The organism is Bacillus sp. 5mfcol3.1 (assembly GCF_900114335.1).
Taxonomy (GTDB): domain Bacteria; phylum Bacillota; class Bacilli; order Bacillales; family Bacillaceae_G; genus Bacillus_A; species Bacillus_A thuringiensis_S.
In genome coordinates, this window is sequence record NZ_FOST01000004.1 from 179686 (window position 1) to 194197 (window position 14512).

Here is a 14512-nt window from a genome sequence, read left to right on the forward strand (position 1 = left end):
ATTAAATTAATTTTATAGATTTACAAAATCCATCCTTTTTAATCTAACTGTGTAGAAAGGATGGATTTTTAATATGAGATTCTTTTTCGGCAAAGGAGAATAATATGAATAAAGAATACTTTGATACGAGCTTTAATATTCTACAATGGTTTGTGTTTCTATTAGCAAATGCAATTGCATTACCTATAATTATTGGTGGCATATTCCATTTACCAATAGAGGATGTCTCAACATTAATGCAGCAAACTTTTTTAGTGGTAGGAATAAGTTCATTTATACAAGTATGGTTTGGGCATCGCTATCCCATCGCGGATGGGCCAGCCGGTTCATGGGTAAGTATATTTGTCATATCGGGACAAATCGCTATGCATCAGGGACAAAGTGCAAAAGACGTGTTGCAACTTTTAGAAGGCGGGTTAATTATTGCAGGTATATTACTCTTCATACTTGGTATAACAGGGCTTGTACATCGAATCTTACGTTTATTTACCCCTTTAGTTACAGGAACTTTTCTTTTAATCTTAGCACTTCAGCTTAGTGGTGTGTTAGTAAAAGGAATGATAGGATTACAAGGATCTGCAACCCATCCTGACTATACAACAGCTACTATTGCTCTCTTTGTTTTTGCCCTTATTACTTTCTTATCAATTAAAGGGAAAGGATGGATGAAAAGTTACGCTGTATTACTTGGAATTTCATGCGGTTGGCTTTTGTATGCAGTATTAGGAAAATCATCTCATATGCCTTCGCACACAACACTAGTTAAGTTACCAGAGATATTTGCTTGGGGCACACCTAGATTCGATATTGGAATGACTCTAACTGCAACTTTATTTACATTTCTTTTAGTTGCAAATACAATCGCTGCTATTTCGGCTGTAAAACAAGTGGCTCCATTATCTAAAGAAAATGAAAAGCAAACACTGAACCGTGGTGTATGGGTCGGAGGTATATCACATATTATCTCGTCGTTGTTCTCTACAATTGGAATTGTACCATTACCTGCATCAGCAGGATTTATCAAACTAACAGGACAAAGAAAAGTGAAGTCGTTCCTTATAGCAAGTCTTATATTAGCAGGGATTTCTTTTATTCCCTCAATTGTAAACTTTATATCCTTGCTACCAGGACCTATTGCTAATGCTGCACTTTTAGCAACATTTGTCCAAGTAATAGGCATTTCATTTCAATCCATTTTACGTGAAGCAGTAAATCAACGCCGATTAACTATATTAGGAATTTCATTATTAATCAGTTTAGGAATATTGTTTCTTCCAGAAAGTGCATTTAGCGGAATTCCTTCTTCCTTACAATATGTTTTAAGTAATGGCTTACTTGTGGGTACCATGCTTGTCATTCTATTAGAACAATTTTGGAAAGAGTAAAAAGCGCCCTACTTATAGGGCGCTTTTTTATACTTAATGACTAATACTAGCTGTTGGGTATAATGTTGTTCCTCCAATTGAAACTTTTATTTCATTTGTTAATGGAACATTTTGTTCATTAATAATTGTTCTCCACCATTCCCATGCAAGACCTGTACATTCTCTTGCTACAATTTTTATATTTTTTGAATTCGGTGGAAGAGGGATAACTGTAGAGTAATGAGCCGTTTTATCTTTTCCGCTACCATCCCACGTTTTATGTGTTAGTACTTCGTTACCCTTTTGGTCAAATGTGAATTCATCCCAAGATACATCAAATTGAGCAACGTAAGCACCGTAATGATCAAGTGTCATTTTAGCACTTGAATATTCTGTAGTTGTCGTCTCAATATAATCTGTATTGTTATGAACAGCAGCAGTTGCATTATCTTTTAAGAAAGTACTTGTATATGAAATTGGGTATGCTGGATTTTTAAGACTTAATTCAGCATTATCTTTAATAATATTTCGGATTTCATTGAAATCTTTAGTAACAACCTTGTTATGCTCTTTCGCATCTCCGCCTAATACTACAGCAGTAAAGGTACTTTCTTCAAAAATATCTTTATACTGTCCACTTGTTTCAACGCTGTTATTCTTAAGTAAGGCTTTAAAAGCAGCTTGTACATCTTTGCTCTTAGATGTTGTTTCTAATTTTACATAAATCGTTCTACCATAAGCTACATTTGAAACCATAACAGGTGGAGCCGAATTACTTACGCCTTTTCGAGTTAACTCGTCAAAATTAACGCTATTATCAAAAAGGTCGGATGGATTGTTAGGTAGTTCAGCACTTACCGTATAAAATATTTGCTTATACGCCGCTACCATCACTTTTTTCTCTCCATTTGCAACCGCATTAAAATCAATGTTTAGACTGTTATCAAGATATTTAGCGTTAACATTAAGAGCACTTGCTATTTGTGATTTACTATAAACCATAGATTCCGTATACTGCATTCTTGCAGGTAACGTATGTGTTGTAGAATACTTTTCATTCCAAGTAGATACTAAATCGTCTACTGCTCCAGCTACATTACCATATGTTGGATTTTGGACAGTGATTGTATTTTCTTTTCTCATGCCCGGTAAGTCTATACTAATATTCAAAGGCTTTCTCTTAGCCACTAATAAACTTGGTTGATTGTCTGCAAAAGCTTTATTTGCAAGTTGTACAGCTCCTGGATACGTGCGATTCACTACAGAATCAATAATTGAAATATCGACTGGTGACGTTGTAAGTGATTTTTTCTCGCGTTCCACTACTACAAATTTACCATTTGAATTGATACTTTCTTTCGGAACAAAACTTTCTACTTTATCACCATTTACAGCTAAAACCTCTTGATTATTATATTTAAGATTTGCTATACCAGTATTAATGCCACTAGCATTTTTGGTTACATCAGTTACATTACTTGCTTGTGTTTCTGCGAAGGAAATAGATGAATAATTAATAGTGCATAGACTAACTAATAAACATGTAAGGAACTTTCTTCTTTTAGTGTTTTTCTTAATATTCAGAAAAATCACCCCGTTCTTTTTTTAGTAAAATATGATAATGATTGATAAATGATAGCTAACTAATAAACTTACATAAATGCTTTTAAAAGTTCTTGAATTAACGGGATTACGCCACCTACAAATTTTAAAACTGCCATTGCGATTTCCATATTATTTCCTCCTTTTTATTGCTACGAAAATGTGATTTATCTTTATGCCCTCATTATAGTGACCCCTTACACTTTTATCAATACACTCTGATATGCAATATTACATATACAAAAAACAAGCTGAATTCTTTTAAAAAATTATACAGAGATATTTTTTCGTTTGGTACATACTTGAAAAGGTGAAGCATTCTTTTGCATTTTATGAGTAATCACATAAAAAAAAGCTGCTGCCTATAAAATATAGACAGCAACTTCAACTAGAGTGTCTTGCATAATCTACGCAAGACATTTTATAACTAATAAACTGCGATCGGCCCATAAGGACCATTAATAATCTCTATTTTTGTTTCAAAAATATCTGTCAAAAGTGTTGGGTCCATAACTTCTTCTACTGTTCCAAAAGCAGCAATTTGTCCATCTTTCATAGCACAAATTTTATCCGAATATTTAGCTGCAAAATTTATGTCATGCATGACAGTCAAAATTGTTCGTCCAAATTCATTAGCTGCACGTCTCAAATGCTCCATCATTTGAACAGAACGAGCAACATCAAGGTTGTTCAAAGGTTCGTCCAAAAGTACATATTCCGTCTCTTGGCACAATACCATCGCTACATATGCCCTTTGTCTTTGACCACCAGAAAGCTCATCTAAATATCTATTCTCTAAACTAGTTAAATCTAAGAAATCGATATATTTAGAGATGATAGCCTCATCTTCTTTAGTCAATCTTCCCTTTGAATAAGGAAAGCGCCCAAATCCAACTAGTTGTCTCACAGTAAGCCTAGTTACAAAATGATTTTCTTGTCGCAATATAGTCAAAACTTTTGCTAAGTCTTTTGATTTGGATTCAGAAACATCCATATTTGCTACCTGAATTTGACCTTCATCCATATCTAAAAGTCTGCCAATCATCAAAAGTGTCGTTGACTTTCCAGCGCCATTTGGTCCAATTAAAGAAGTAAAGCCTGCTTTTGGTATTTCAATATCCAAAGGTCCTATTTTTACCTTATCAGTATAGAACTTTTTAACATTATCAATTTTTATCATAAAGCCCTCTTCCTTAAAACTATAGTTAAGAATATGATTCCACCGAATAATTCAATAATAACTGAAACTACACCTTGAGCATGGAATACATGATACATTAAAAAGTATGCGCTCGTCATTATTAAAAATCCTATAGCAAAAGCCATCGGAAAAATATATCTATGATCATAAGTTGACGCTGCCTGATAACTCAAAGTTGCCACTAAAAAGCCGTAGAAAGTAAGTGGCCCAATTAGAGCTGTTGAAATGGACATTAAAATAGCTACTAATACAAGCGTATAAATTACACTAGGTTGGTATTTAACTCCAAAAGAAGTAGCAACATCTTTTCCTAGTGACAAAACATTCAAATTCTTAGAATGAGCAAAAATTAATACCGCTACAATTATGATCATAGGAATTACAATAGGAAAATATGCAGGATCTGCATGATTAACAGAACCAAATAATCTTGCTTGTAAAATATCAAATTCTGAAGGCGCAAGTAGTTTTCTCATGAAAGTTGACACAGAATTTAGCCCGGTACCAATAATAATTCCAACTAAAAGCATAAGTTGTAAATTCCCGTATTTACCGGAAAGTAACCATCCATAAAGTATCAAACTCATGAAGACCATAACAACAACTTGGAATAAAAATGATCCAATTCCATTAAAATTTATTAACGCACTAGCACCAAAGAAGAATACTGTACTCGTTTGAATTGCTGAATAAAGTGATTCGAAACCTAAAAGCGATGGAGTAATAATTTTATTATTCGTAATAGATTGGAAAGCAACTGTCGACAAGCTATGGCAAACTGCAGCGATAATCATTGCAACAATAGCTACTATCCTTCTCTTAACGACTGGGATAAAAGAAGGTGAATCTATCGGAACTGGATTGTTATAAACTAAAAGTCCATATGAAGAAAGAAGACCTAAAGCAATCAATGTTATCAGTAAAATCCAATAACGTCTTGCTTCCTTCTTAGACCGAAAAGCGCTAGCTGATCTACTTTCATTATGAAGGCTAGAATCGATTTCGACATTTTCTTTTTTTCTATATTCTAATGTGATCATCGTAGCCTCCTTGGTTTTCTTTGTCTCAATAAAATAGTAATAAACACGACTGCTCCCACTGTTGCAAGTATTAAAGAAACAGGTAATTCAAAAGGCTGTATAATTGTTCGAGAAATGATGTCACAGGCAGTTATTGATCCCATTCCGATCACACAAACCCAAGGTAAATTACTCCTAAGATCATCACCTCTAAACATTGAAACGATATTTGGCACAATTAATCCTAAGAAAGGTAAGTGTCCAATAACAGCTGCAACAATTCCAACTGCAACAGAGATAAGAGCAGTCCCAAAAAGAACAATTCTATTGTAATTAACTCCAAGACTTGTTGCGACATCTTCTCCTAGTCCAGCTAAAGTCAATCTATTAGCATACATAAAAATAAGAAAAGTAATGATAACAATCAGCCATAAATATTCATATCTTCCCACCTGAATGTTAGCAAATGAACCTACAAACCAAGTTTCAATACTTTGCGTCTTTTGAAAAAGGAGTCCTAAAAAAGTAGACACTGCAGAAATTACTGCTCCAAGCATCAATCCAATAATCGGAACAATTAAAGACGAACGAAGCTTAACTCTTCTTAAAAATAGAAAGAAAATCATAGTTCCTATAAAAGAAAAAATGATTGCACCAGTCATTCTTTGAACTAAAGTCGGGGCAGGAAATAATAAATACACAAAAAGCAGGCCTAAGCCTGACCATTCAATAGTCCCCGTTGTAGTAGGTTCAACAAAGCGATTCTGTGTAATGAGTTGCATTACGAGCCCTGCCATCGCCATCGCAGCTCCAGTAAGCATTAATGCAGCTGTTCTCGGAACACGAGTTATGAAAAACATCTCTGTCCCGTCCTCTTGTCCACGTATATCATAAACTCCAGTAAACAGTGATATAATCCCTAAAATTATAACAACTATAACTGCTATTATAAAAGGTTTTGTCCATATTTTATTTTGATTATAAAACTGGGGTTGAGAAATATTCTCAACCCTAGAAATCATATTTTTTGACACTGTTTCGTACCCCTTTACACTACTTAGCTAAAGTTTTTGCCATATTTCCAAATAACTCTATATAAGTTTGAATTGATTCATTTGTGTAAGTATCTTCTGGTGCATAAATAACTTGTTTTTTAGAAACAGCAGTTGTGTTTTGAAGAGCAGGTGATTTAGAAATAACATCCTTAGCAGGTGTTGACTTAGCCGCATCAGATGTTGCAGCATCACGATCTAATACGAAAATCCAATCAGGATTTGTTTGTGCAATAGCTTCAACAGAAACGTCATCACCTTTATGACCTGCAGTAGAATTTGAAACTTCTAACGCTGGAGTCCAACCGAAAATTTCATACATTGGTCCCCAAACGCGACCAGAATGTGGAGCAGCAAAACCAATATTACCACCAGTAACGATAACACTCATAACTTTATCTTTTCCGTTATAAGCAGATTTTGCTTTTTCAATAGATTTATCAAAATCAGCTACTAATTGTTTAGCTTCTTTATCTTTATTAAAGATTTTTCCTAAAGTAACTGTAGAATCTTTAAGTCCTTTTACTAAGTTTTCGCCAGGCTTAGTAGCTTTCTCAGAAACATCAAAATTAAGATCAATAACTGCTGCATTTGGTACTAATTTTTTGATTTCTTCGTAATGGTCAGCAAATCTTTGACCAACGATTACAAGGTCAGGGTTTGCCGCTGCAATAATTTCAAGATTTGGTTCACGGTGATTCCCAATATTTTGAACTTTTTCATCCTTTTTATATGTTGAATCAGCAGGCATGATATCCTTTGGAGCAGCCGCTAATTTAATTCCCCAATCAGATAAAGTTTCAAAAGTTCTGTTATCCAAAGCAACTACATTCTTTGGGTTTACAGGGACTTTAACAGTTCCATGAGCATCAGTGATTTCAACCGTTTTTGGCTTATCACTACCATTATCTTTATTATTAGCCTTCGAAGTTTCTTTACTTGAATCTGAGCAAGCTACTAACATTAAAGTGAAAATTGCTAGAATACTCACTAATTTTAAAAGCATAGATTTTTTCATATGTATACTCCTTATAGTGTGATTTATTTCGAAAATGATGACATCCATAGATTGAATTAGAAGGTAACTTTTATTCAATTGAATCGCTATTGATAATCATTTTCATTTGAACATCCTGTTAATTAGTATAGTCATTAATTCTGTGAAAATCTTGTGAATGGTGTGAATTCATAAAATCAGGCAAACAAAGTAATATATGAAGTCGGGCGTGTTGATTAACCTTTATTCTTCAGAGCGTGTCGATTTTTTTCGAGTAGACACTTTCATTAGACCGGTCTCAACTAATGCGCGCTAGAATCGTCCCCTACACAATACCCAAAAGATGAGCACCTTATAAACCATAATTTCCCCTGCAAAAAATGCTCATTAATAGCTAATGTTTTCATAATCCATTACCTGATAGAAATATTTTTTTACATCTTTTAATACTTCTCAGAAACTATTTGATTATCACATTTAATAAAAAAACGAGTAAAACTGAATGAAATAGTTTTACTCATTTTTTTATTATCTTATTTTTATCAGTCAATCATTGAATAGCCTCTGCCATGTATCGTTTGAATATATCTGTCTTTCTTCTCGCACTTTAACTTTTTTCTTACATACCCAATATATAAGTCTACTACATTTGGATTTACTACTACGTTATATCCCCATACTTGATTCAAAAGCATTTCACGGCTCAATATTGTGTTTTTGTTTTTGATTAAAAATACAAGCAAATCATACTCGCGCTTAGTAAGGGAGAGGTTCTCGCCACCTTTTTTCACAATATTGCTAGATGCATCAACAAAGAGATCTTTAAACTGAAAAAATTTCATCTCATTTTGCTGGATATAGTCACTTCTCCTTAAAATTGCTTGAACCCTTGCTACTAATTCTTCTTTCACAAATGGTTTTCTTATATAATCATCTGCTCCTGCTTGTAGCCCTGCTATGCAATCCTTACTAGAAATATTGTCGGTCACAATAATTATCGGTGTGGTTTTAACAAGTCGTATTTGTCTGCAAATTTCTGGTCCCGATATACTTAATGAGTCCCAATCCAATATGATAATATCCCAATCTTGTTCATATATTATATTTAAACCTTGGTTTTCATTGTGAAGTTTTAAAATGAAATAGCCTTCTTGCGTTAGACCGCTTACAATTTTCTTTGCTGAAGACCGTTCATTTTTAATCACCAACACCTGCTTCACCGATGGTTCACCTCTACTTCAATATAACTTATTTAGATAAAAAATTATCCTGAAAAAACAATTTAAGATTTATAAATTAAAAATCCCTAAATAATCCATTAAAACAGCTTATTAGGAGAACTCTATATAATCTTACAATAGGTATGGTTAAAAACACAAAACATATGAAGATTCGAATAAAACGAATTTATAATTAAATGAGCGGAGATGTTCATCCCCCACTGAATATCAGTCCTCACCAATCGAGCTTTGACTGGATAAAATTGTGATATTTAAGGGATAACACACAAGGTACATTGAGGATGCAAGTGAAAGAACCAAGAAATTAGATACATTCTATTTTTAGAACCATAACTTTTCCATAAACAAAAAAAACCATAAGCTTGCCGTGTGTTTTATTAATGTAGCTTTGGAATAATGTTTGGCCAAATTGATACTAATAACCTTAATAAACGAGCAAGTGGAAGTGACGCTTTCGTTAGTTAATAGGTCACTTTGCTCTCTTGATATGCTTTCTTTACCCGTTCAATTTGAGCGAGGTGTCCTTGTATATATTGAAGATCTTTCAAGGGCTAGAAGGGGCACCTGTGCTGGGAAGTGCAAAGTAGATTCCAGTAAAAGGATAAAAAGTGTACGGTGCACTTTTTAAAAAGGTTTTTGGTAATCATTTTGCAGTACGTTAAGGTATTCATAGTGTTGCAAATATCTATTTTCTATTTCGCTACGAATATCACCGTATTATCGAAAATTAATTTGTAACACAATATATGCAACGTTATGGCGCCATAAAAATCAAGCCCAAGTGGAGTGTTGCATAAATGTTAATTTTTGCAACTGTCGACGCATCGTGTATTACATTTTCTGTAAGTTACTTTACACTTCACGGCACGGTTGCTCCCTCTACCCCTTCAAATGAAAATAACCTAAATCTTGGATACATAAATTATTTATTGTTAAAGTTGTTCTTTGGCAGGTTTATCCAAACATATATAGAAATATGAAAAAGTAAATTTTAATCTGACCAAAGGAGATGAAGAAATTGTTAAAAAAAGTCGGTATAGGAGTCTTTTCTACAGCAATTGTATTAAGTGCCAGTATAGGTTTTTCAGGTATTGTATCAGCAGATAGTTCATCTGCAATTGAACAAGTTAAGAATGGAGATTTTGAGGATGGGCTAAATAACTGGATTTTATCTAATCCTAATTCTTCTACCGAGAATATCGGCACTTCTGAACCAGCCAATCATTATCTCAAATTAATACATGCAGACACAGCCTATCAGCCTGTTACTGTAAAGCCGAATACAGAATATACATTAACATTTGATATAGCGGGAAGTATAGGTTCTCCATCAGAAGTAACAGTAGGTAATCTGAATGCCCATCAAGAAATCGTTCCATTAACAAAAAAGCAATATTCAGGATTTAAGCCGGAACATCATGAGATGAAGTTTAAAACAGGGGAAGATGTGTCAAACTTTGCTGTCAAACTTGCTTCTACAGCAAATGGGAGGGTTAAGTTTGATAATGTACAATTAAAGGAGAAGGAGAACCCTTATATTTTAAATATTGATTTTGACCACAATTCAAGTTTAGAACCTTTTAAACCAGCATATGGCTCTTTAATTTACAATATTGAAGAGCATGCAGGAGTAAATAATTCTAAAGGACTTCATTTTAGTTCAGGAGCTGGTCATCTTAAGGGAGACGTAACTTTGAAGCCTAATACTACATACATCATGTCCGCATCTGGAAAAGTATCGGGTCCTGAAAAAACCTTATTTGTAGGAGCACAGTCTCCTGGGGGAGAAAACACATTTGTTATGACGTTTACTTCCACACAGTATGAACAAAAATCGGTTGAATTTACTACTCTAAATACTAATAATCCATATAAGGTCATCTTACAAATTAATGGATATGTTAACATCGGTGACGCCTATCTTGATGATATCGTACTAGTTGAAAAGTAGCCATAATTAAAAATATATTTCTATCATTGACACATGAAAACAATTCTAGAAATGAGTCGCCATATGCCCATCAACTTAAGGATTTTATAACGCCCCAAAACGAAAAAAATGTACATTTTTTTCGTTTTGGGGTATTTGCTATTCTTAGATTGATGATGATGTGATGCTATCCCTAAAAGTCGCGACTTTATTTAAAGGCGACATTAAAAATATTCTTCAAATCCTGGAAACATAAGTTGGCCGTAAACTAAAAGAAGCATAAGTTGGCCAAAACGACCATCTTATGCTTCTTGTTATACAAAATAAAAAAACCACCAAATATGTATTGGTGGAGACGGTGGGAGTCGAACCCACGTCCAAAAATATCGGCACTTAAGCTTCTACGAGTGTAGTCGATATATTAGCATTTCGCGAACTCTTCGGCCTATCGACAGGCTTCCAAGTTGCTAGTCTGATTGTTCTCTTCCTTCGCCCTCAGACGGCGAACTCCGGCGTAGTCCACTTAGTTTGAGTCCCTTACCCTACCACATGGACGATGGAGGGAGGAACCTTTAGTGCAATTAAGCAGCTAAAGAAAGATTGTTTTGTTTGCCAATTATAGGCTTTGACGTTTTAACGAGGCCGATCCCCTCGACTCGCAACCTAAGCTCGAACTATCCCTGTCGAATCCGTAACGTCCCCATGATAAAAATGGAGCATACGAAGAAAATATCGTGATAGCTACTAAGAGCTGTTTTTCAATGTGCAACAACCTTACATAAGTTATTATATCATACGCGCGCCGTTTTACAAATGTAAATATCTGTATTACATCTTTTGACGATCACGGAACACGCGTGCAATTTCACGTTTCGCTTCTTTCTCTTTTAAATCGTGACGTTTATCATATTGTTTCTTACCTTTTGCTAAACCAAGTGCCATTTTTGCAAATCCATTTTTCAAATAGATTCTAAGTGGAACTAATGCGTAACCTGTTTCTTTTGCAGCGCCCGCTAGCTTATCAATTTCTTTTTTATGAAGAAGTAATTTTCTCGTACGAAGTGGATCATGGTTGAAACGATTCCCTTGTTCGTACGTATTAATGTGCATATTATGAACCCATACTTCACCATTATGTATACGTGCAAACGCATCTTTCAAGTTCACGCGACCAGCGCGAATCGACTTAATTTCCGTTCCTTGAAGGACAAGCCCTGCTTCGTATGTTTCTTCAATGAAATAATCATGAAACGCTTTTTTATTTTGTGCAATAACCTTACCTGTACCTTTTGGCATATAACGTCCCTCCTCTATTTTTACTATTGTAACAAATGTAAACAAAAAGCGAAAGTGGCTCGTTCAGAATGTGAGGTGGATGGAGCTTCTGACCTTGAGGCGCTCTTTGCCTCTCGGGAAGAAGTGAAGCCGCCGAACATTCTAGCCACTGTAGCTGGATTCCATAAAAAGCGAAAGTGGCTCGCTCTCAAGCCACCAAGAAAAAAGAAAAAGCCCCGCTTTTCATCAAAGCGAAGCCACTCTTTTCTTACTTACGCTTTTTCTTTTTCTTCTTGAATCCTGGTACGTTTTCGAAAAATCCTTTTTTCTTCTTGCCGTTACCATCTTTTTTCCCTGGCTGACTTGCGGATGTGGATGTGGATGCAGATGCAGATGCGGATCCTCTTCCTTTTCCTTTGCCACCACGATCAAATTTTCTACCTGTGCCACGTTCACCGCCGCGCTCATTACTGCGCTCGCTACGTCCACCGCGTTTCTTTCTGCCTGTTCTTGGCTGCTCGATAACGACTGGACGATCTTTGAACTTACGGCGAGGTGTACCTTTCATGCCAACGATTTCAAAGTCGATTGCACGCTCGTCTTTGTTTACGTTAATAACGCGAATTGTAATTTCGTCACCGATGCGGAATACGTTTCCTGTACGTTCTCCGATCATAGCGAAATGTTGCTCGTCATAACGGTAGTAATCATCCGTTAAATAACTAACATGTACAAGACCTTCAATTGTATTTGGAAGCTCTACGAATAAACCGAAGTTTGTTACAGAGCTAATCATACCGTCATACTCTTCACCGATCTTATCAACCATATACTCTGCTTTTTTCATCTCATCTGTTTCACGCTCTGCTTCAACAGCACGGCGTTCCATATTAGAAGAGTGCTCTGCAATCTCAGGTAATTTTTCACGCCATTTTGCTTGCGTTTCATTGTCGACTTTACCATTAATAATGTATTCACGAATTAATCTATGAACAATTGTATCTGGGTAACGACGAATTGGTGATGTGAAATGTGTGTAGAACTCAGTTGATAAACCGAAATGTCCTAAACTATCCGCATCGTAACGAGCTTGCTTCATAGAACGAAGCATAACTGTTGAAATAACTACTTCTTCTGGCTGTCCTTGAACCATTTCAAGAATTTGTTGCAGCGCACGAGGGTGCACTTCATTCGCACGTCCTTTTACCGCATATCCGAAGTTTGTTACAAACTCGAAGAAACGCTCAAGCTTATCTTCTTTCGGATCTTCATGGACACGGTACATAAACGGTACGTTCATCCAGTGGAAGTGCTCTGCTACTGTTTCATTCGCAACAAGCATAAATTCTTCAATTAACTTCTCTGATACAGAGCGATCGCGCATGACAACATCAGTCGGTTTTCCTTCTTCATCTACTAATACTTTCGCTTCTTTAAAGTCAAAGTCAATTGCACCACGGCGCATACGTTTTTCACGTAGAATTTGTGCCAATTGCCCCATCTCTTTAAACATCGGTACTAATGGCTCATAACGCTTAATTAACTCTTCGTCCTCATCTTCTAAAATGCTTCTTACGTCAGCATACGTCATACGCTCTGTCGTTTTAATCACACTTTGGAAAATCTCGTGTTTAACAACATCACCTAAGTTGTTGATTTCCATTTCACAAGATAATGTCAGACGGTCTACTTTCGGATTTAATGAGCAAATACCGTTAGATAGACGATGTGGAATCATCGGAATTACACGGTCAACAAGATACACACTTGTCGCTCTTTCCGCTGCTTCTACATCAATTGGAGAACCTTCTTGAACGTAATGACTTACATCCGCAATGTGAACGCCTAGCTTGTAATTGCCGTTCTCAAGCTTCGTTACTGTAACAGCGTCATCTAAATCTTTCGCATCTGCACCATCAATCGTTACGATCATTTGATTACGTAAATCACGGCGATCTTTTAAATCTTCTTCTGAAATCGTTTCTGGTACACTGTTTGCATGCTCCATCACTTCTTCAGGGAATGCTAAAGGTAAATGATGTTTATGAATGACAGATAAAATATCTACTCCTGGATCATTTTTATGACCTAGAATTTGAATAACTTCACCTTCTGCACTTAAACGGTTTTCTGGGTAGCTCGTAATTTTCACAACTACCTTATGACCTTCTACAGCACCCATTGATGCACTTTTCAAGATAAAGATATCACTCGTCCAGCGCTTATTGTCAGGTATAACAAAGCCAAAGTTTTTCGATTCTGTATATGTACCAACAAGTTCTTTCGTTCCACGCTCTAAAATGCGTACAATTGAACCTTCTTGACGTGAACCGCTCGATTGAGAACTAAGTCGTGCTAATACTGTATCGCCATGAAGTGCACCGTTTAATTCTGTAGGAGGGATGAAAAGATCATCGTCTCCCGTTTTCTTCTCGTCTGGTACAACGAATGCAAAGCCACGTGCATGTCCAATTAACTTACCTCTTACTAAATTCATCTTTTCAGGAAGACCGTAACGGTTGCTACGTGTACGAATAACAAGTCCCTTCTCTTCCATCATTACAAGTGCCTTTACAAAATCTTTAAAGCCCTCAGAACCTTCAATTCCAAATGCCTCTTCTAACTCTTGTATCGTTAGCGGTTTATACGCTTCTTCTCTCATAAATAATAACAACTTATCAATATGTTCTTGTGTAATTTCTTCCAAGCAAAAATACCTCCTTTAAAACCTTATATTATTTAGTGTATCCGAAAGATAGGGGATGTATAAAGCGAAACTTCAATACTCCCCTTATGATTTTTACAGTTTTCACAAAAAATTCCTTATGAAA

Annotated in this window: 10 protein-coding genes and 1 other RNA gene; 2 read left to right on the top strand and 9 right to left on the bottom strand. The window is 35.6% G+C overall.

Features of this window, described 5'->3' with window-relative positions; translation table 11 throughout:
• Positions 1-104: 104 nt before the first annotated feature.
• Positions 105-1385 carry a purine/pyrimidine permease gene (locus BM089_RS22100; protein ID WP_001031669.1) on the top strand — a complete coding sequence of 427 codons (1281 nt, stop codon included), beginning with the start codon at positions 105-107 and terminating at the stop codon, positions 1383-1385.
• Between the two features lie 33 nt (positions 1386-1418).
• On the opposite strand, the gene alo is transcribed toward BM089_RS22100, so the two are convergent.
• The 6 genes from alo to BM089_RS22130 all read right to left on the bottom strand — a co-directional run bounded on the left by alo (position 1419) and on the right by BM089_RS22130 (position 8455).
• Complete coding sequence (gene alo / locus BM089_RS22105) at positions 1419-2957, bottom strand: anthrolysin O/cereolysin O family cholesterol-dependent cytolysin Alo (protein WP_090978105.1); 1539 nt, start codon at positions 2955-2957, stop codon at positions 1419-1421.
• A 436-nt stretch (positions 2958-3393) separates the two neighbouring features.
• The gene (locus BM089_RS22110) at positions 3394-4146 is read right to left on the bottom strand and encodes an iron ABC transporter ATP-binding protein (RefSeq protein WP_000590061.1); all 753 of its coding nucleotides are present in this window, start codon (positions 4144-4146) and stop codon (positions 3394-3396) included.
• Complete coding sequence (locus BM089_RS22115; RefSeq protein WP_000631245.1) at positions 4143-5207, bottom strand: iron chelate uptake ABC transporter family permease subunit; 1065 nt, start codon at positions 5205-5207, stop codon at positions 4143-4145. Before BM089_RS22115 ends, BM089_RS22110 begins: the two co-directional genes overlap by 4 nt.
• The gene (locus BM089_RS22120; protein ID WP_000042077.1) at positions 5204-6220 is read right to left on the bottom strand and encodes an ABC transporter permease; all 1017 of its coding nucleotides are present in this window, start codon (positions 6218-6220) and stop codon (positions 5204-5206) included. The genes BM089_RS22115 and BM089_RS22120 overlap by 4 nt, the downstream gene beginning before the upstream one ends.
• 19 nt (positions 6221-6239) lie before the next feature.
• A complete protein-coding gene (locus BM089_RS22125; RefSeq protein ID WP_090978107.1) occupies positions 6240-7256 on the bottom strand; it encodes a siderophore ABC transporter substrate-binding protein in 1017 nt (338 codons plus the stop codon).
• 521 nt (positions 7257-7777) lie between these two features.
• Positions 7778-8455: a response regulator transcription factor gene (locus tag BM089_RS22130; RefSeq protein WP_025118102.1), complete on the bottom strand. Its 678-nt coding sequence runs from the start codon at positions 8453-8455 to the stop codon at positions 7778-7780.
• A gap of 1039 nt (positions 8456-9494) precedes the next feature.
• On the opposite strand from BM089_RS22130, the gene BM089_RS22135 reads away from it, so the two are divergent.
• Positions 9495-10427, top strand: coding sequence for a carbohydrate binding domain-containing protein (locus BM089_RS22135; protein ID WP_090978109.1), 933 nt, complete (start codon positions 9495-9497; stop codon positions 10425-10427).
• Positions 10428-10753: 326 nt separating this feature from the next.
• Here BM089_RS22135 and ssrA read toward each other — a convergent pair.
• From ssrA to rnr, 3 genes are all read right to left on the bottom strand, one after another.
• Positions 10754-11108, bottom strand: a transfer-messenger RNA (tmRNA) gene (ssrA, locus tag BM089_RS22140).
• A gap of 126 nt (positions 11109-11234) precedes the next feature.
• Entirely contained in the window at positions 11235-11702 is a 468-nt protein-coding gene (smpB, locus tag BM089_RS22145) for an SsrA-binding protein (protein ID WP_001123917.1), read from the bottom strand.
• A 247-nt stretch (positions 11703-11949) separates the two neighbouring features.
• On the bottom strand, positions 11950-14388 hold the full coding sequence (gene rnr, locus BM089_RS22150; protein WP_086387028.1) for a ribonuclease R: 2439 nt from the start codon (positions 14386-14388) through the stop codon (positions 11950-11952).
• Between the last annotated feature and the right edge of the window lie 124 nt (positions 14389-14512).